This window comes from Lachnospiraceae bacterium oral taxon 500 (genome assembly GCA_002999035.1).
GTDB lineage: Bacteria > Bacillota > Clostridia > Lachnospirales > Vallitaleaceae > W11650.
Genome location: CP027241.1, coordinates 2,134,877 through 2,153,974 on the forward strand (window position 1 = coordinate 2,134,877; position 19,098 = coordinate 2,153,974).

At 45.2% G+C, this 19,098-nt stretch carries 14 protein-coding genes; 10 read left to right on the forward strand and 4 right to left on the reverse strand.

Translation table 11 applies throughout. The features are described from left to right. Nucleotides 1–49: 49 nt before the first annotated feature. From C3V36_09675 to C3V36_09690, 4 genes are all read right to left on the reverse strand, one after another. Nucleotides 50–823, reverse strand: a complete 774-nt coding sequence (locus C3V36_09675) for a hypothetical protein (GenBank protein ID AVM69485.1) — start codon at nucleotides 821–823, stop codon at nucleotides 50–52. A gap of 427 nt (nucleotides 824–1,250) precedes the next feature. Continuing rightward, the gene (locus tag C3V36_09680) at nucleotides 1,251–2,933 is read right to left on the reverse strand and encodes a hypothetical protein (GenBank protein ID AVM69486.1); all 1,683 of its coding nucleotides are present in this window, start codon (nucleotides 2,931–2,933) and stop codon (nucleotides 1,251–1,253) included. Between the two features lie 153 nt (nucleotides 2,934–3,086). Then, on the reverse strand, nucleotides 3,087–3,968 hold the full coding sequence (locus C3V36_09685) for an ABC transporter permease (protein AVM69487.1): 882 nt from the start codon (nucleotides 3,966–3,968) through the stop codon (nucleotides 3,087–3,089). 15 nt (nucleotides 3,969–3,983) lie between these two features. Next, the gene (locus tag C3V36_09690) at nucleotides 3,984–4,928 is read right to left on the reverse strand and encodes a protein lplB (GenBank protein ID AVM69488.1); all 945 of its coding nucleotides are present in this window, start codon (nucleotides 4,926–4,928) and stop codon (nucleotides 3,984–3,986) included. Between the two features lie 446 nt (nucleotides 4,929–5,374). On the opposite strand from C3V36_09690, the gene C3V36_09695 reads away from it, so the two are divergent. The 10 genes from C3V36_09695 (at nucleotide 5,375) to C3V36_09740 (ending at nucleotide 19,083) form a co-directional block, all read left to right on the forward strand. Further along, nucleotides 5,375–7,546, forward strand: a complete 2,172-nt coding sequence (locus C3V36_09695) for a hypothetical protein (GenBank protein ID AVM69489.1) — start codon at nucleotides 5,375–5,377, stop codon at nucleotides 7,544–7,546. Nucleotides 7,547–7,830: 284 nt separating this feature from the next. Beyond that, on the forward strand, nucleotides 7,831–9,387 hold the full coding sequence (gene rny / locus C3V36_09700) for a ribonuclease Y (protein AVM69490.1): 1,557 nt from the start codon (nucleotides 7,831–7,833) through the stop codon (nucleotides 9,385–9,387). A 127-nt stretch (nucleotides 9,388–9,514) separates the two neighbouring features. Continuing rightward, entirely contained in the window at nucleotides 9,515–9,823 is a 309-nt protein-coding gene (locus C3V36_09705; protein ID AVM70508.1) for a hypothetical protein, read from the forward strand. A 33-nt stretch (nucleotides 9,824–9,856) separates the two neighbouring features. Further along, nucleotides 9,857–10,573, forward strand: a complete 717-nt coding sequence (locus C3V36_09710; GenBank protein AVM69491.1) for a hypothetical protein — start codon at nucleotides 9,857–9,859, stop codon at nucleotides 10,571–10,573. A gap of 222 nt (nucleotides 10,574–10,795) precedes the next feature. After that, the gene (locus C3V36_09715) at nucleotides 10,796–12,043 is read left to right on the forward strand and encodes an aminopeptidase (GenBank protein AVM69492.1); all 1,248 of its coding nucleotides are present in this window, start codon (nucleotides 10,796–10,798) and stop codon (nucleotides 12,041–12,043) included. 27 nt (nucleotides 12,044–12,070) lie between these two features. Further along, on the forward strand, nucleotides 12,071–12,649 hold the full coding sequence (locus C3V36_09720) for a xanthine phosphoribosyltransferase (protein ID AVM69493.1): 579 nt from the start codon (nucleotides 12,071–12,073) through the stop codon (nucleotides 12,647–12,649). A 25-nt stretch (nucleotides 12,650–12,674) separates the two neighbouring features. After that, the gene (locus C3V36_09725) at nucleotides 12,675–14,651 is read left to right on the forward strand and encodes a hypothetical protein (GenBank protein ID AVM69494.1); all 1,977 of its coding nucleotides are present in this window, start codon (nucleotides 12,675–12,677) and stop codon (nucleotides 14,649–14,651) included. Continuing rightward, nucleotides 14,648–16,033: a hypothetical protein gene (locus tag C3V36_09730; protein AVM69495.1), complete on the forward strand. Its 1,386-nt coding sequence runs from the start codon at nucleotides 14,648–14,650 to the stop codon at nucleotides 16,031–16,033. Before C3V36_09725 ends, C3V36_09730 begins: the two co-directional genes overlap by 4 nt. Before the next feature lie 357 nt (nucleotides 16,034–16,390). After that, on the forward strand, nucleotides 16,391–16,780 hold the full coding sequence (locus C3V36_09735) for an aldoketomutase (protein AVM69496.1): 390 nt from the start codon (nucleotides 16,391–16,393) through the stop codon (nucleotides 16,778–16,780). A gap of 215 nt (nucleotides 16,781–16,995) precedes the next feature. After that, on the forward strand, nucleotides 16,996–19,083 hold the full coding sequence (locus tag C3V36_09740) for a hypothetical protein (protein AVM69497.1): 2,088 nt from the start codon (nucleotides 16,996–16,998) through the stop codon (nucleotides 19,081–19,083). Nucleotides 19,084–19,098 lie beyond the last annotated feature (15 nt).

A 19,098-nucleotide genomic window follows, 5' to 3' on the forward strand; every position in this document is an offset into this window, starting at 1 on the left:
AAAGTTTTGCGAGGACAATTTTCAAGGAATACAGGACATTTTTTAAGATTCACTGTATCTCAAATTCTGTCGTATATCCAACCGCCTCAAGGCGGTATTTGCCGCCCGTAAGAGGTTCTTCCAGTTCAATGGAACCTTTCTTTGTGGAGTTCGCATCAATTTCTGCTGTGACCTCGGAGGATCTTTCATAGATCGGAGTGCTTTCACCATCCCTGTAAAGGCGGATAACAAATTCGGCCTTCTTTGTCTCCTTTGTACCGTTTGCAAGGCGGTAGCAGAGACATTTCTGATAATACGAATACGAATAAACGGACAGAACAATTTTTCCGTTATTAAGGTCATACGGCAGTTCCCAATCGTCTTTCGTAACGGTATCGTCAATCCGAAGTCCCGGAAGGAGCGTTGCATTTTCCCAATACTTATCCCATACTTCATTGAGCTCTTTAAGTTTGGAAGCATACTTTTCCGGATAATGCTGGGAGGAGAATGACACGATCTTTGTTTCAAATTTGAAGTAGTGGCTGCTGCTTGCACCGTCGGCAATAAACATGTTCGTAAACTTCTTATTGTCCCAGTTTTTCATCCGGTATTTAACAAATACGGCCTTTAATTCATTAAGGATTTCTTTATCAACAAGATACTCTTTTATCACATCATCAGCACCGTGCCATTTGCGCTGCATGATAGTGACAATAGCACTGTCCTCATTGTATTCCTGCACCGATTGGGAATAGGAACCTCCAAGCATATCACCGCCACTGCTGTATTCATATTTTTTAAGCCTTTCTTTTTCAATGCCTGCAAACTCTCCAAATAAACTCATAGCTGCAAATACACCTCCTGTAACGAATAGAGTAGCAACAACGACTGCGCACACAATTTTCGTACTCCTTTTCATCATTCACACCACCTTCATGCATCATTGGTCGTTAATTACACCTTAGCAAGCTGTATAAGCTCTCCATGTTACATTCCATAAAAAACGCTTTGCCGTCATCAGCCGAAACTTCTTTTCATGCCTTGATTATACCATAAAGACGATATGTTTTCTATCTAAAGTAAAAATAGAGAGAGTTCTATAATTGAATAGGCAAATAGGGTATAGTATAAAAAAGCTTGATCTTAAGGACTCTGATTCATAGAAAGGCAATTGTCAAAGCAGCAGAGGAAATAGAATGGGAAAATAAAAGGAATCGCCGGTTTCGGATAAATATCCTTAACCGGCGATTCCTTATTTTATCGTTTGACTTTTATTTTCCCAAGTTCTCCTTAACCTGCGCATTCATTTCCTGCTCAATGGCCGTGCCGCCGTTTTCATAGAATAATTTAACATATTCGTCAAAATAGTCGGCCGGTTTTTCGCCGGTGATAATGCTCATATAGGTTTCTACCGTCAGGCGTTCCAAGGCACTGATGTTCTTGGAGTAGCTTTCGGTTTTGGGATACATTTCATCGGTATAGCTGGGGCCATTGTATTTTTCGATGAATTCGTAGTAGTCGGGCAGTGCTTTTTTGCGGAAATCCGGCTGCTGCAAAAGCTCGAAGATATAAACCCCGTCTTTTCTCAAATCGTTATCCTTGGGGAAATCGGTAGAATTGCGGACGAGTTTGCCATCAGCATTCTTGGTGTAATGCACGCCTTCAATTCCTTTGGTTAAAAGCAGGTAAAAATCATAATCGGTGAAAGTATCTTCAATCAACTGAAGCAGGGCATTGGTTTTTCTTTCATCCTGGACACACTTGGTAGTAAATACGCCGATATTGGAATTGACGGCGCCCCATTTATGCAGACCGGACTTGCCGTGCGGACCTTCGATGGCAGTACCGATATCAAAGGTTTCCCCAAACTTGGCGTTGGGGTTGGCAGCCAGCATTTCCTGATAAACCGCACCGCCTTGGCCTTCGTTGTCATAAGGCGGATTCCAGTGGGTAGGAAGAACTTTGCCGGTTACGCCGATACGGCCGTTGATAAAAGCGTGAGAGGTTGCCCAATAGCCGCCCGTGTTTTCACCGGTTACAAATTCCGGATCAATGACACCGTCCTTATAATACTGCTGAAGTTTAGCCAGTGCTTCTTTCATTTCCGGCCGGGTACAGGCAAATGCCAACTCACCGGCTTCGTTTTTGGTGATGAACAGCACTTGCCGGCCTTTGCCCAGTGTCTTGAGCGGAATTGCACCAAATGCTCCAAATACAGCGTCAAACGCGGTTTCGGATAAGCCGTAGGTGTTGGCCTGCCCGTCTTTATCCGGGTCTTTTTCTTTGAAAGCATACATTGCCTTTTCAAACTCTTCCAAGGTTTTGGGGATTTCATTAATGCCGACATTTTTGAGCCAGTCTGTTCTCCAGATTAAGACGGTCGGATAAGCGCCTTGCGAGGAGATGGGCTTTAAACCGTAAAGCTTACCATTGCGCTTGGCATCAACCCACATATTGTTGTTTTCATCATATTTTTCCACAACTTCAAAATAAGTCGGGATTTTAGCTTGCATTTCCGGGGTGATTTCGGCGGCTAACCCCTGTTTGATATACTTGTTGATATCACCGGAATCGGGCAGCATCACGAAATCAGGCATTTCTCCGGCGGAAAGCTTAACGCCCATAATTTCGTTAAACTTTTTATTGTCGACTACCCAGTCCCAATTAAACTTGACATTGTATTTTTCTTCTACCATTTTAACAATTCGGGCATCAACGTCTGGTTGGGCAGAAGAAACAATTTGAATTTCGACCGGTGCTTCTTTTGGAGCATCTTTGGCGGTGTCTTTTTCAGCAGCACCATTGTCCGCCGGTTTTTCACTGCCGGTTTGAGCAGCTTTTTCATCGGTTTTTGTTTCCGGTGCTTTGGTTTCTCCACAAGCAGCCAGACTGAGCAGCATAGTCAGCGCCAGCAGCAGGGAGAACATTTTTTTAAGTGCATTTTGTTGTTTCATAAAATCCTCCTTATATTTGATAAGTTGTTAAAAGTTCAGGCAAGCACAAAAATAACGCATACACTCATAATTCGCGAAAGCGAATTATGAGTGGCTTGCCTGAACATTAGTGAACGGTAGTTTTTACGGCTTGCCCAAACGGTTTTCCGTTTTTTACTCTTTTACGCCGCCCAGCTTTAAGCCTTGAACGAAATGCTTTTGCAGGAAAGGATAAATCATCAGTACCGGAATAATCGAAAGAATCAGTGCAGCCATTTTCATGGTGTCGGAGTTCACAAAAATTTGTGTGCCGGCGGCCATTTCTTCTTCAATCGAAGTGCCCTCTAACAGTAGTTTCCGGAGCACAAACTGGAGCACCTGTTTCTTTTCATCCCGAATATAAAGCATAGAATCAAACCATTCGTTCCAATGTCCAACGCCGACCCATAAAGAAACCGTAGCGATAATCGGTTTAGACAGGGGCAGATAAACCTGGCGCAAAATCTGAAAGTGAGAAGCGCCGTCGATTTTAGCCGCTTCTTCATAGGAGAGGGAAATATTGCTGAAAAAGTTTCGCATAATGATCAAGTTAAATCCGCTGGCTAAGCCCGGAATAATCAAAGCAAACATCGAATTTCCCATTTTCAGAACATTATTCACCAAAATATAGCGGGGAATCAGGCCGCCGCTGAAATACATGGTGAAGACAATAAACAGCGTCCAAAACCGACGGTGCGGGAAATAGGGCTTGGATAGGGCATAAGCACCCAAAAGCAAGGTACAAATACTTAAAGTCGTGCCGCTGACGGTCCGGATAATGGTATTTAGATATGCCAGCCAGATGGGAGCATAGGACAGCACCCGTTCATAGCCGGCCAAGGTAATTTGCTTCGGGAAAATGTGCATTCCGTATTTGGCCAATTCTTCCTGTGGACTGAGGGAAATGGTGATTACCTGCAAAAAGGGCGTAATCGTAAGGAGGCCCAGTCCGATCAGCAGGAAATAGACTACCGCATCAAAAACTTTATTTTCAGTTGTCTTCTTTTTTCTTCGCATAGTCTCCGCCTTTCCTTAAAACAGGGTTTCCTGACCCATCTTTTGAGCCAGCCAGTTGGCACCCATTACAAAGATAAAGGAAATGGTATTTTTAAATAAACCAACTGCTGTCGCATAACCGTAGTTCATTTCCTTGATGCCTTCACGATAGGTATAAGTACTGATCACATCGGCCACCTGCATTACTTGATTGTTCATCAGGTTAAAAATTTGGTCGAAGTTGTCATTGATAATCTTACCGACTGCAAAAATCAGCATGATCACAACGACATTGGCAATGCCCGGCAGAGTGATGTAAAAAATCCGCTGCAGGCGGTTAGCGCCGTCGATTTTAGCCACTTCATATAAAGTCGGGTCAATATTGGTAATTGCCGCTAAATAGATGATAGAACCCCAGCCGATTTCTTTCCAGATATTGGAGCCGACCAGTACCGTCCGGAACCATCTGACATTGGCCACAAAAAAGATAGGCTCAAAACCCAGCCACGACAATAAGATATTGATCGGCCCGCGCGAAGGCGAAAGCATTTCATAAACAATACCGGCCAGTACAACCCACGAAATAAAATGCGGAAAATAAGTAACTGTTTGAATCACCTTTTTAAAGCGGCGACTGGAAACTTCATTTAACAGGATGGCTAAAAGAATCGGAGCGGGAAAGCCGAAAATCAGGTTATAGCTGCTGTTGATTATAGTGTTTTTTAACACCGGCCAGAAATAAAGTCCTTGAAACATCGTCTTAAAATGCTCCAGGCCCACCCAATCGCTGGCCAAAATTCCTTTCGTCGGATAAAAATCCTTAAAGGCAATCAACAGCCCATAAATCGGTCCATAATGAAATATGGCAAAATAAATCAATAAGGGCAGTGCCATCAAGATCAGCGATTTATGTTTTTTGTAATCCTGCCAGGTTGTTCTTTTTTGTTTTTGTTTCAGATAAATTTCACTTGCTTTTTCCATAAATTAACTCCTTTCCGGCTGCTATTTTATCGTTTTTTCGTTAAAATCACAAGAATAAAAACTTATTATCTTAGTGAATTCCTTATCGTTTATGGGAAGAAGCTCAAAAGATACAGGGTTTTTGAAAACGGATTATTCTTTTTGAACAATCAGCGGGTATTCATATTTGAAATAACCGAAAACTTGTTTTCGTGGAAAGCACTAAGCATAAGCGTTCATTTATTTAACACCAACATCGTCATTCATTGAACGCTCAACAAATTGCGGAGAGCTTACCTGAGCTGTTACAGAAGTCCAGGAAGAATATAAACGGTAAAATAAAGTGTTCGCTTTTTAGGCCAGAAGAATCGTTTAATAGGGAAGAAAAGAATTTTGACTTGTTTTTTTTCAGGTTTTCTTTTACAATAGGAAATAAGTATTTTAGTTGCTGCTTTGAGGTGAAAATTATGTTTTTGCGAAAAAGTCATTCCTATTTTTATTCCATCAGCCTGGCACAAAAGATTTTTTTGGTGTGCTTTTTTCTGTCAACTCTCAGCCTGACGATTGTGCCGGGGTTACTTATGCTGCAATATACCAATCTGCTGCAAAGTCAGATTGAGCAAAAAAATATCAATGTGCTGAACCAATTAGCCAAGCATGTCGACGCAGCTTTGGCAGAAGAAAACTTTCGGCATCTTCAGCAGCTGACTTCCATTTGGGAGGATTCGGATTTTACAGTGGCGGGGTCATCGGTTGCGGCGTACCATCTGTTTAAAAGCTGGGAACATTATACGATGCTGCATCCGACACTTGATTCGGCTTGCCTTTATCATTTGCCGTCAGATACGATGCTTTCCAGCCAGGAGGGTCTGAGATATCATTTTTTAAGTCGGGCCGAAACGCCGTACGCCCAGTATTTAAAGGACAATGCCGATTTCTCTAAAAAAGCGCAGTGGTTTCCGGCCTTTGCCTTGGTAAGAGCCGAAAATAAGAAAGAACCGATTCAGCTGATTTCGTTTTTTCAGCCCAGTTCCGATTTGTTTTTGTTTAATCCGCCGCATTATTATTTATTGCTGAATTATGACGTGGCATATTTGGAGCGTCAGATTTTGCCGGTTCTCGACCCGAACGGCTATTTTGAAATAGCTGATGCCGGTCAGCTTTTGTATTCCGGCCGGCCGGGCGGAGCAGAAGACAGAAAGTTTTTGATGTATTCTATGGTTTCTTCGGTCAGCGGCTGGACCTATCGCTATTTTGTACCGGTTTCTTTTTGGGGCAGCCCGTGGCTGCTGATGCTGTGCTTTGGGGTGGGCGTCAGCTTGACCGGTCTTTGTCTGGCGTTTTTTTTAAGTAAACTTTTATCGAAAAAATTATATCGTCCCTTGGGCAATCTGCTTGCGGCGATAGGCGCGCATTCGCCAGAAAAAGAAATTTCGCCGAATGAGATTGATTTTATCCAGACCGTTTTTCATGAGTTGTATTCTTCCAAGGAAATTTTGGAGGCCAATCTGCCTTTGTTTGAATATCAAATCGGCCGCTTGATTTTTAATGGAAAAATTACTGGGCAAGAAGAAATCGCCGATAAATTAAAGCTGACTTCCCTTACGCTGTCAGCGGAGCAATTTCGTTTGTTTTTGCTGGCATTTCCCCAGACGGCGCTGCACAAAAATCCAATGCTGCCGTATGAAAGCGTTGCCTATATAAAGGAAGCATTTTTCTCCGAGCATAACGCGTTGTGCGTTCCCTATCCGGAAAACTGCATTAGTATTTTGATAGCGGCAAAGGAAACGGCGGCGGATTTCGAGCAGATTCGGCGGGAAGTTTCGGCGGTGTTTGAATCTCCCTGCGGTCTGTTAATATCGGACTGCTTAAAGGATTTTTCGGGGATCGGCAAGGCCTTTTCGGTGTTAAAGGCAGGGCGTTCCTATTTTGCTTTATATGGCTATGAGGCTGTTTTGACGCAGAAACAGATCCAGCAGCATCAAGAGACCAGACTGCATTTAGCGCCTTTATTTATGGCGTCTTTGGAGGAAAGTCTGGCGCATAATCCGGACAAGTTTTTGGAAAAATGCCGGGAGGTCTTGTGCTTTGCCAAAGAAAAAACGATTCATTTTGAGGATTGGATTGATTTTTGCCGGGGGCTTTTTTATATGCTGGAGGCTCATAGCCAGACGGTTGGCTTATCCTCGGCTTTTCTGGGGTTAAAGAAATCTTGTTTTTCTATTTCTTGTCCGCAGGATTATGAATATTTATGTGAAAGTTACAGTGATTTATGGAAAGCGGCAGCCGGCGCCGGCAAAGAAACCGATTCATCGGCCGAGTATATTGAGCGGATTAAACGATATGTTTTGCAGAACATTAACGCAGATTTATCTTTGGAGGCGGTGGCGGATAAGTTCGGTCTGACTCCGAATTATTTAAGCCGAATATTTCATGAATACAGTCAAATCACATTTTCTAATTTTTTAAAAGAAGCCAAGCTGAAAAAAGCGGCAGATTTGCTGAAAGAAAAAGATACACAGGTTCAAAATGTAGCGGCGGCGGTCGGTTATCAAACGCCCAACTATTTCAACCGTATTTTTAAAGAATATTATGGGGTAACACCCTTGCAGTATCGGCGGAAGTATTTACAGACGTGAACAAGAAGTGGAGTTATCAAAGATTTTTGCCGGGACTACGGATTTCCGAGACTATGGTTTTACCTCATGATCAGGCAATTAAGGACGGAATGCTGGACGGGACTTTAAAACCTATTGCTCGGGATGGTGAAATTTACCATATTTTTTAAAAATCAATTAAAATTGATTAAAATTATTTTTCGGATAATTCGTCGGTTTGACTTGACAAATTAGGTAAAAAGTAATAAACTAATTATAGTGTTCGGCGTAAGCCGGATGCAAAATAAATGAGGAGGTCTGTGGGTATGCCACAAGAAGCATTGTACGGCATAGCAGCAGTTGCAATTCTTCTCGTAAGTTGTTATATTTCATATAGGGCGGGGGAAAATCACCGCAAAAAGGTAGCCGAAGCTCAGTACGGCGGCGCAGAACAAAAAGCGCGGACAATCGTTGATGAAGCGATTAAGGAAGCGGAAACTGTGAAGCGGGAAGCAGGACTGGCGGTCAAAGAGGAAACCTTTAAACTGAAAAATGAATTAGAACAAGAAGTGAAAGAACGACGGAATGAGCTGTCCCGGCTGGAAAAACGCGTTCTTCAAAAGGAAGAAGCCTTGGATAAGAAAGCGGCGGATTTTGAACGGAAGGAACAATCCGTAGCCGACAAGGAGAATTCCCTGAAGAAAGCGAAGCAGGAAGTGGAAGAGCTCAAAGCACAACACCTGTCAGAGCTGGAGAAAATCTCCAGTTTATCTACGGAACAGGCCAAAGAATATCTTCTCCAGTTAGTTCGGGAAGATGTTCAGCATGAATCAGCAATTATTATCAAAGAGTTTGAAGCCAAAGTTAAGGAAGAATCAAACAAAAGAGCCAAAGAAATCCTGTCGACAGCCGTTCAGCGCTGTGCATCGGATTATGTGGCCGAGTCCACGGTGTCGGTAGTTAATTTGCCGAATGATGAAATGAAAGGCCGGATTATCGGGCGGGAAGGCCGGAATATCCGGGCGCTTGAAACTTTGACCGGCGTAGACTTTATCATTGACGATACACCGGAAGCCGTTATTTTATCCGGCTTTGATCCGATGCGGCGGGAAATTGCCAGAATTGCTCTGGAAAAGCTGATCGTTGACGGTCGGATTCATCCGGCGCGGATTGAGGAAATGGTAGAGAAGGCCAAAAAGGAAGTCGATGAATCCATTCGCGAGGCCGGAGAGAATGCCATTATGGATACGGGTGTTCATGGACTGCACCAGGATTTAGTTAAGATCTTGGGTCGAATGAAATACCGGACCAGCTATGGTCAAAACGTTCTCAAACATTCGATTGAGGTTTCGATTTTATGCGGCCTCATTGCCAATGAATTGGGTGCGGACGTGAAATTGGCCAAGAGAGCGGGACTTCTGCATGACATCGGCAAGGCGATTGACCATGAAACGGAAGGCTCGCATGTCGAGATCGGGGTAAATCTTTGTAAGAAATACAAAGAAAATAAGATTGTTATCAATGCCGTTCAGGCGCATCATAATGATGTCGAGCCGGAAACGGATATTGCGGTAATCGTTCAGGCGGCCGATACCATCAGTGCCGCTCGCCCCGGAGCCAGACGGGAAACTTTGGAATCTTATGTCACCAGGTTGACGAAACTGGAAGAAATTGCTGACAGCTTTGACGGCGTGGAGAAATCCTTTGCCATTCAGGCCGGTAGAGAAGTCCGAGTTATGGTAGTACCGGAGAGAATATCGGACGATAAGATGGTGTTGCTATCACGAGAAGTTGCAAAACGAATTGAAGAAGAACTTGATTATCCGGGACAAATCAAGATCAATGTCATTCGGGAAACAAGAGCTGTTCACTATGCCAAGTGATTGACTGAAAATGAAAGAAAAAAGAGCGGTTGTGGGTATCATAGCTGCTCTTTTTATACATTCAGCGGTATTTTCGGTTTGTGAAAAAACGCTTCTGCTCAAGATTAAAATGATAGGAGATGGAGAAATGGACGCAGAGCTTTATATCAAAAAAGCTTCCTTACAGATGGCAAAAGGGGAAATAGAAAAAGCGGTTGACAGTATGAAAAAAGCGATCGAGGTCGGGGGTGACATCGTTGCTGCGGTTCAGGCCCGTTGTTTTCTGGGAGAATATTATTTTGTTCATCAAAACTATATGTTATCAAAGGAAAACTTAGAATGGATTTCGGAACGGGCGGAGGAATTGGAAACGGACTATGACGACTTGCTGAATGATGAAATGGCCAAGGCTGATATGCTGTTGGAAATGATGGAGACATTTGCTTTAATTAAATAGTATAATGGCTGAATGAGAAGGTGAGGAAAAGTCATGCATAAATACTACGCGGAGAATAGAGAAAAACTAAAAAAGGATATGGATAAAATGCTCTCCCTGATAGCACCTGAATTAGAGGAGGTCAGTCAAAAAAGCTACCGCCAGGTGTTTTCTGAAATATGGAACTATTATCAGGCGGAGCTCTTGGAACGGTTTCCTTATATTGGGGGAAAGAGCGTCAGTGGAACGCATAATTTAACCGGCGCGTACTGTTTTGTCGCTATGGGTGAAGTCCTGAAAAAGTATGGCTGCACCGTAGAAAAAAGCGGCTACCTCATGATGTTGTCTTATGAGCGGATGGCGTTAAAGATTCCCAGAATTGCCCGTTGGCTGATCCGTCGGCTGTCCGGCAACACCAAACTGCTGACCAGACTATTTGTTAAAAGGGACGCTAAAAACAGAGCCAATGCCGCAAAGAACGCCGGCAGCTTTGAAACCAAAACGCAGATTCCGCCAGAGGCGGGCTATGCGTTTAGTTTTCATAATCTGGTCTGCCCGCTGGCAAACTTTGCTAGGCACTATGGCTATGAGGAATATATGCCCTATCTTTGCAATTTGGATTATGTGGCCTGCGGCGTTATGGGCGTACCGCTGTTCCGGGAGCATACCTGCTTTGAGGATGGGGATTACTGCGATTTCAAATTAAAACTCGGTGCCGAACCGATGCCGTACTGGCCGCCGGTGTTTGCGCAGGGCAAGGGGTATAAGTAATCCAACTTTCCCCGTTAGTCATGGAAATTTCAGGCTTTTTCTTGTACTGACGAGGGGAACGTGTTATAATTAAAGATAGTAGTTGACTGGCATGGTCAAGTTATGTGAAAAGTTCAAAAAACAAGTTCTCGAATTTCCGATGTTTGATTGGCAGTTTGTAGGCGGATTGTGCGTTTCTGTAAAAGTGCAGGGCTTTCGGCGGAGGAAAGGGGAGATAATCTTATGAATAAAGGAGCAGTTATGGAAGATTTAAAAAAATTAAAAAATTATGCGAAATTAGCAGTTGAAATCGGAGCCAATCTGCAAAAGGGGCAGCCAGCGATGATTATATCATTAGTGGAAACAGCCGATTTTGCCCGGATGCTGGCGGAATGTGCCTATGAGGCCGGAGCCAGTAATGTAATAATTTATTGGCGGGATGAAAAGCTGGCCAGATTAAAGCTGCAATACGAAAGCAAGGAAACACTGGCCGAAGTGCCGGCCTGGCAGAAGCTGCTAGAAGATACCTATGTTGAAAAGGATGCCTGCTTTATTTATGTTTCAGCGGAAGATCCTTGTGCTTTGCAGGGACTGGATATGGAAAAGGTGACGATTTATAAAAATGCGATGAATCAGGTAGCGGAAAAACGGCGGGAAGCGCTGATGAACAGTGAAAATACCTGGACGATTGTGTCAGTGCCAAGTCAGGCCTGGGCAGAGCAAGTGTTTGCGCCGGAAACCGGCAAAAAGGCAATGGAACTTTTGTGGGATGCGATTTTCAAGGTAACGCGTATGAATGAGGCCGATCCGATTCAGGCATGGCGGCAGCATATCCGGACTTTAGGCCAAAAGGCAGATGAGTTAAATACCCATAATTTTAAATATTTGCGCTATAAAAGCAGTAATGGCACCGATTTGACGATCGAGCTGCCGGAGGGGCATATTTGGCTGGCAGCGGCTGAAAAGAGCCGGAAAGGAATCGATTTTGTGGCCAATATGCCGACCGAAGAAGTCTTTACCCTGCCAAGGCGTGACGGTGTCAACGGGATTGTGTACAGCTCCAAGCCGCTGGTTTATTTGGGCAATGTGATTGATGAGTTTTATATTGAGTTTAAGGACGGAGCGGTTGCCCGATACGATGCCAAGGTCGGCAGAGAGGTTTTAAAATCGCTGATCGAGGCTGATGAAGGCTCGAACCGGCTGGGCGAAGTAGCGCTGGTGCCCTATGATTCGCCAATCAGCAACAGCAATATCTTGTTTTATAATACTTTATACGATGAAAATGCATCCTGCCATTTGGCTTTGGGCAAAGCCTATCCGACTACGGTCAAGGGCGGCGACGGAGCGGACGAAGAACAGCTGAAAGCGCTGGGCGCGAATGTATCGGCGGAACATTCGGATTTTATGGTGGGAACCAAGGATTTGGAAATTGTCGGTGAAACGCATGACGGCCGATTGATTCCGGTTTTTAAAAACGGCAATTGGGCCTGAGCGGATTTTATCAGGAGGTGAAGGAAGATGAAGCTATTAAAAGACCGAATTCGGGAAGAAGCGAAAATTGTATCTTCGGAAGTTATACGGGTAGATTCCTTTATCAATCATCAGTTGGACGTTGATTTTTTGGAGCTGTTGGCGCAGGAGTTTTACGCCCGTTTTAAGGATAAAAAAATTACCAAAATTCTGACGATCGAAGCTTCCGGCATTGCGATCGCAGTACTGGCGGCCCGTTATTTTAAGGTGCCGGTTGTTTTTGCCAAAAAAACAGCCTCCCGCAATTTGGATAAGGAAACCTACCGCAGCAAAATCTATTCCTTTACCAAGCAAAAAGAGTATGATATTCAGGTCGGAGCCGAATATTTAAATGCTGAAGATACCGTCCTGATTTTGGATGATTTTCTGGCTAACGGCAAGGCGGCACTGGGGCTGGCAGATATTATTGAGCAGGCCGGTGCGAAGGTCGGCGGTTTTGGCTTTGTGATTGAAAAAAGCTTTCAGGAGGGCGGCAAAACCTTAAGACAAATGGGTTTTGCGGTGGAATCTCTGGCAATAATCCGGGAAATAAAAGATAATAAGATTGTTTTTGAAGAAGTGGAATAAATCAAGACCCGGGAAGGAAAAAGAAATGACGGCGGAAAAGCGGATGCAAAAAGTTTCCCTGAAAAAAGAAACCTGGCTTGGGATTTTGTTTTTTGGTCTGATTTGCCTGCACGGCGGTTATTTTTATCATGAAAGTATTCTTTTCGGGCTGATTGGTTCCGGGCTTTGGGCGCTGGCGCTTTGGCGGAGCCGGAAAAGCCGAATTAAAATCAAACTGTTTGAAGGGCGGGAGCCGTTCCTGCCCTTTTTGTATTGGCTGGCTTATGCGATTCCGCTTCTCTGGAGCGGGCCGATGCATCTTTACGGTATTTGGAAAATGCTGGCGCCGCTGTGGCTGGCGCTGACGCTGCTTCTTTTTGCGGAGCCGCTGACTTTGCTGCAGCAAGCATTGCAGGCGTATTTGTGGTCGCTCTTAGCGGCGCTGCTTTTGTATGCCGTTCAGCTGGCTTTGGCTAAGCTGGGCTGGCCGGCAGCGGATAACTTTTTAACGACGGTGGCAATCAAGGGCCGATTTACCGGCTTTTTGCAGTATGCCAATGTCAATGCGATTCTTTCTCTGCTGGCTGGGGTTTATGCGGTGTATGCCGGAGAAAAGCTTGGTTTTGTGATGCTGGCCGGTTTTAGTTTGGGACTCTCGGGCAGCCGGACGGCATGGCTGATTGCCGTGATTTTGTGGTTTGGCGGCCTGGCGGAGCAGGTTTGGGCGGCCAGTCAAAAACGGAAAAAGAAGTTGTCAGCGAAAAACAGGGAAATGGCACTCAAACAGCAAGAGCAGACAGATCAAGAAGAACAAGAGATTCAGATAAAACAAGAGATTCAGATAAAACAAGAGATTCAGATAAAACAAGAGATTCAGGAAAAACAAAACAGTCAAGAGCAAAAAGATGCCGACCGGCTGAAACGAAAAAAGGAAATCATCAGCGGTTTTCTTTTTATAGCGGCGCTGTTTTTGGGCGGACTGCTATTGACGCTGAGTTTGGGCGGCGGTCGCTGGGGCGAGGGTCTTAGGGCGTCGGAATGGCAGACCCGGCTGCTTTATTATAAGGATGGCCTGATGATGCTCTTAAAAAAGCCGTGGGGCTACGGAACATACGGCTATTATATGGTTCAGCGCCGGTTTCAAACCGGATCGACCTATTTTGTCAAATATATTCATAACTTTTTTCTTCAGATTTTGTTAGATGGCGGGGTAATCAGCGGTTTGCTGTTTGGCCTGCTTTTATTGAAAACACTGTATTCTTTGATTTGGGGTCGAGTTTCTGTGACGGCGAAACGGCAGACCGGGCTAATTGGGGTCTTGCTTTTGGCGCTGACAGGCCATGCTTTTTGGGATTTTGATTTGGAGTTCAGCTATGCTTTTTTATTGATTTGGCTGATTTATTTTTATGCGGCCGGGTTCAAAAGGCAGGCATCGCCCAGCCGAGGTTTGGAGTGGAAAAGACGATGCCGGACGGGTGTTTTCGCTTTTTTTATAGCCGTTTTAACCGGCGGCGGATTGTTTTTAGGATTGTTGTCCTGGCAGACCTATGAAGGGCAATATGATCTGCCTGCCAGCCTGGGCTTTCCCGACGCGGCGCTTGGTATTTTGCAGGATCCGAATCGGCCGGTCGAGGAGAAATGGCGGGCGGCTAAAAAAATGGAGCGGGCGGCAGTAAAAAATGTGGAAACATTTGCATTTTTGCGGGATTATTATTATAATAAAGGAGAATGGGAGCCGGCGATTGCTTACGGCCGGCAGGCGGTTGAACTGGCGCCTTTATGGCTGCGGCACCGGCAGGAGCTGATGCGGATTGAATATGCCTATGCTTTGACGCATCCGGCTGATTTAGCGGCGGTGGCAGAGGATATTTTGGGTGTGCCGGAGGCGCTTGACCGGTTAAGGCAGGAACGCGCCACGATGCTGAATGTCAGGCATCGTCCGGTATGGGAAATGACAGAGGAAATGAAGATTTGGTACAGGCATTTTCAGGAATTGGATAAGGCTTGGAAGGAGAGATTATGAAAAAAGATTTGCTTACCAAAATGCTGATGATCGGCGGCGCCGGTTTCGGCAGTTTGATTGTAACCATTGCACTTATTTGGGCGATGTCCGGCGAAAAAACGGGGAAACCGAAAAATAATCAGAATCATACGATTCCGCAGGAGATGACGGGAGATAGTTCATCTCCGGTGCTGGACAGTTTAGATGGCGAGCGTTTTTTTGCGCTGGTGCGGACGGCCCCGACCGAGGACGGTATTTTGCCGGTATATGATTTGGATAAGAAAAAGGAACTTTTGCTTAAAATCAAGGGAGAAACCAGTATCAAAAGCCGGTACGGCGAACCGATTGCGGCGGCTCAAGTGCGGCCGGGTCATATTGTTGAAGGAAAATATGAAGCGGAAAGCTTTGCTGTTTATGCCGTGCAGATTTCCGGCCGAGCATGGGAAAAGAAAGATCCGGCCGGGCTGGTGATTTCCGCCGAGCAGAAAAAAATTGGGATTGGCAGCGATGAATACACTTATGATCCCGATTTTTTAATGGTGCTTAAAAATGGGAAAGCCATTACTTTGGCCGAGGTATCGGCTTCGGATGAGGTGATTGTCCGCGGCTATAAAAAAGAGGTCTGGTCGGTTGAAGTAACCGCCGGGCACGGCTTTTTAACGCTGAAAAACGCCGATGCTTTTACCGGCGGAACGATTGAAATCGGTAATCGCGATATTCGGACGATTGAAAAGGATATGCGGATTGAGCTGTCGGCCGGGGTGAAACGGATTATTATTTCCAAAGACAATATGAATCCCTATGCCAATGACGTGTTTATTGAAGAGGGCAAAGAGGCGGTGATTGACCTCGGTGAGTTCAAACCTAAGGTGGGCAAGGTTACTTTCAGCACAGTGCAGGACGGAGTGACACTCTATATTGATGAGGAAAAGCAGGCCTTGGCCAATGCCGAGGTTACGCTCGATTTTGGCCAACATAAATTAAAGGCGGAAAAAGACGGCTATGTGCCGTGGGAAAGTACTCTGACGGTCAATCAGGTGGTTATGCAGGTGAAAATCGACATGAAGGTGGAGCCGCAGTATTTGGATGTGCAAACGCCGCTGGGGGCTGAGCTTTATATTGACGGAGCCAGAGTGGGTGTGATTCCGGTCAGAACGGCGATTACGCCGGGCGAACATACACTTAGTATCCGCAAGGAGGGATACTATTCCAAGAATCAGGCGATTACCGTGGAAAATAACGGCAAAAATGTAAATTATGCTTTCCCGGATTTAATCCGAATCGGCAGCAATGAAACCGAGCAGCCGAATAATGGCCTAAGTCCGACCGCGCCGAATGTGACAACTCCGCCAACGCCAGCCAATCCGAACCTTAAATTGAATCCGACCGAAGATAATTATTGACTCAACTTTCCCATAGTCTCCAAAACCAGAACAGCCTTTTTTAGGCAGATTGCCCGCCCGGGCAGAAACGCGCGGCACTTCGATCAGGGGAAAGTTGAATTATTGATTATCAGGCAACCGGAGTTATAGAATTAAGAAGAAGATTTCTTACTATTTTAGTAAAATGATGAAACAGATAACCAGCCGACAAATTAGAATTTGAAGCGCGCAAGCATAAATGAATGCGACCGCGTAGCGGGCATATTCATTTTGCGGCGCTTCACCGGCAGATAAAGAGCACGAAGTACGGCAAATGCGAAGCATTTGGTCTGACGGTGAACAACCAGCCGACAAATTTGAATTTTATGAGGAGCTTGTATGGATTTTAACAATTTGATTCCTGAATTATCAGTTTTTGATATTGTTCAGACTAAAAATTTTTATGAAGAATTAGGATTTAAAATAGAGTACGAACGACAGGAAAAGAAATTTGTGTTTATGTCTTTTCAAGGCAGTCAGCTTATGTTTGAACAAATTCACGATGAGGGGTGGAACACAGGGGAATTAGTTTATCCTTTAGGAAGAGGAATAAATTTTTCAATAGCGGTTGATGATATTGAAAAACTATATTCATTGGTGAAAAGCAAACAATTAGAGATTTACAAAGAACTGGTCAGAAGTGTATATCGGGTCAACGAAATAGAAGAAATACAAATGGAATTTCTGATTCAAGATCCCAATGGATACTTATTGAGATTTACAAACTGATAACTCCCAGTTTGTTGAATCAACACAGTTAAATAAAACTACTAAGAGGAAGTAAAAGCCAAGCCGATACTTCCTTTTTTCTGCTCGAAATTCAATTTTGTTAAAAGAATAAGCCTTTAAAAACTTCCTTTGTTTTTTGAAACTAAATCTGACTTTGGTGACGCTTTAAAAGTAAAGATGAAGAATAAACAGCAGCAGACAAGGGAGGACGGATTATGAAGAAGATAGCTTTTGTTTTGGCGGCAGTGTTGATAGTAACCGGTTGTACAGGGCTGGCTCAAACGCCGGCGGGAATGGCAAAAGAAGCTGTGATTCGCAGGCAGGAATTTATTGATTATACCTTGCCGGAAAATCAAACGAAACTTCAAACCCAGGAAAAATCGGAGCAAACTCTGGCGCGGCATGAGGACTACCGGAAATTTTACCGGGATTACTGGCAGTTTGCCAATCAAACCTTCCGGGAGATTGCCAGTGAGGGAAATTGGATTTATTCGCCGCTGTCGGCTTATTTGCCTTTAAGCGAACTGTCCTATGCCTTAGAGGACGGCAGTGCGCCGCAAGCAGATTTGATTCGGCTGCTGCGGGAAAATGTGCCGAAGGAATACTGGACGGAGCTTTTGATGAAACATTTTCAGGCGCAGGGTTATTTAACGGCCAGTTCCATTTGGCTGAGCAAGGACTATCAGCCGAATTTGCCGTTTTTGCAGAAAAATCTGACCTCGGATATTTATCGGATTGACTTTGCGGCGAAAGATGCGGCGCAGCTGCAAATGGATTGGGTTAACCTGTGGACCAAGGGCTTTTTAAAGGATCAGGTCAAGGCCGAAGATTTTAAGGATAAGGTCGGCCTTTTTTGCCGGCTGATTGGCACGACTTATATCAAGGCAGCTTGGGCAGATGATTTTTTCTCGGAACCGGCAGAGGATGTTTTTTACGGAGCGGACGGAAGGGAGCAAAAAGTGCCGTTTTTGTGTTCACGGCCGACGAAGATGGAGTGCTGCTTTACCGACCGGTATCAGGCAGTGCGGGTACCGCTGAAAAGCGGCTATCTGCTGGTGATGCTGCCGCGGGAAGGGGAAACGGTCGATGCCCTGCTGCAAGGCGACGCGCTGCCGGAAGCAGCGGTCAGCCGGAACTGGTCGGAAAAGCGGGTGATACTGCATATGCCTGATTTTACAAAGAGCAGCCGAATTGAGCTTCTGCCGGTACTGGAAAAACTGGGCTATGCCGAAATCGGTCGGCCGAATATCGGCTATGTCAACTTGGCGGGAAAGACAAAGGACGGCCGTGAAATTGAGAGCTTTGTGGACAGAATTTTTCAGGAGAGTAAGATTGAAGTAAAAAAAGCTGGGGTTGAAGCGGCGGCCTATACCGTGGTGGACGTTTGTGAAGGAGCAGCGCTGGAACCCGAGGTGCCGGAAATGGTTGAGATTTTTGTCAATCGGCCCTACCTTTATATGATAGCAGATGCCGACGGCCTGCCCAGCTTTTTGGGGGTTAATCGGGATTTTGCGGCAGGACGGGACAGCGGACAAGCACCGGCGGCAAAAGCGACGGCTGGGCTGCCGCCTTACCGCTATGACGGGACAGATCCTTATGTGGATGCTATTTGCCGGTATTTGCTGAAGGAATCCGGCGATTTGGAAAATGAGGGGGAGGTTACCATTCCGGCGCCGGTGGTTTTTTATGTTGACGAATCTGGCGATGAAGTTCAGGTTTTCGGTAATTTTTGGCTGTTCCGCTACCGGCTAGAGGGCACGACTTTGCAGCTGCAAAGCGGTCGTGAACTGCCGGGGCGGTTCCGGCTGAAAAAGGACGGCAGCGCTTATACAGTGACGGCCTTTGACCAAGTCAGCCGCGGTCGCGGGTATGAACAGGAGATTCAGGCGCTGTGCGCGGGGAAAAGAGGCGTGTATCCTTCGCTGGAGGCACATTATCAGGAGCATGATTATACCGGACAGACCGATATTGCTTATGTTCGTAAAATCTTTATTGACCGTTATGTAGAAAAAAATAATTTGACAATCCGTGCCTATCAGGATCATGGGCGGGAATCGGCGGCGGTTGAACCGGTTAAGAAACTCCGGCTGAATGATAAGCTGTATCTGGATACCGGTCAGTTTTCTTATTTATATGGCTGCGGGACAATGGATTTCAGTGCCGGCATGGCAGTAGCGGCGAATCAAATACCGATGCGGGACCGGCAGACCAATTTCGGTGACTGCGAAGGGCAATGGGGCTTAGGCAACCGGATTTTGGTTGTTTATGATGGGAAAAAGCATATTTTTGAGGAAGCGAAGTGAAGTTTGGAAGATATT

Coding starts and splice junctions, on each gene's coding strand:
- C3V36_09675 (AVM69485.1), bottom strand. CDS start 823: ATGAGTTTATTTGGAGAGTTTGCAGGCATTGAAAAAGAAAGGCTTAAA.
- C3V36_09680 (AVM69486.1), bottom strand. CDS start 2,933: ATGAAACAACAAAATGCACTTAAAAAAATGTTCTCCCTGCTGCTGGCG.
- C3V36_09685 (AVM69487.1), bottom strand. CDS start 3,968: ATGCGAAGAAAAAAGAAGACAACTGAAAATAAAGTTTTTGATGCGGTA.
- C3V36_09690 (AVM69488.1), bottom strand. CDS start 4,928: ATGGAAAAAGCAAGTGAAATTTATCTGAAACAAAAACAAAAAAGAACA.
- C3V36_09695 (AVM69489.1), top strand. CDS start 5,375: ATGTTTTTGCGAAAAAGTCATTCCTATTTTTATTCCATCAGCCTGGCA.
- rny (AVM69490.1), top strand. CDS start 7,831: ATGCCACAAGAAGCATTGTACGGCATAGCAGCAGTTGCAATTCTTCTC.
- C3V36_09705 (AVM70508.1), top strand. CDS start 9,515: ATGGACGCAGAGCTTTATATCAAAAAAGCTTCCTTACAGATGGCAAAA.
- C3V36_09710 (AVM69491.1), top strand. CDS start 9,857: ATGCATAAATACTACGCGGAGAATAGAGAAAAACTAAAAAAGGATATG.
- C3V36_09715 (AVM69492.1), top strand. CDS start 10,796: ATGAATAAAGGAGCAGTTATGGAAGATTTAAAAAAATTAAAAAATTAT.
- C3V36_09720 (AVM69493.1), top strand. CDS start 12,071: ATGAAGCTATTAAAAGACCGAATTCGGGAAGAAGCGAAAATTGTATCT.
- C3V36_09725 (AVM69494.1), top strand. CDS start 12,675: ATGACGGCGGAAAAGCGGATGCAAAAAGTTTCCCTGAAAAAAGAAACC.
- C3V36_09730 (AVM69495.1), top strand. CDS start 14,648: ATGAAAAAAGATTTGCTTACCAAAATGCTGATGATCGGCGGCGCCGGT.
- C3V36_09735 (AVM69496.1), top strand. CDS start 16,391: ATGGATTTTAACAATTTGATTCCTGAATTATCAGTTTTTGATATTGTT.
- C3V36_09740 (AVM69497.1), top strand. CDS start 16,996: ATGAAGAAGATAGCTTTTGTTTTGGCGGCAGTGTTGATAGTAACCGGT.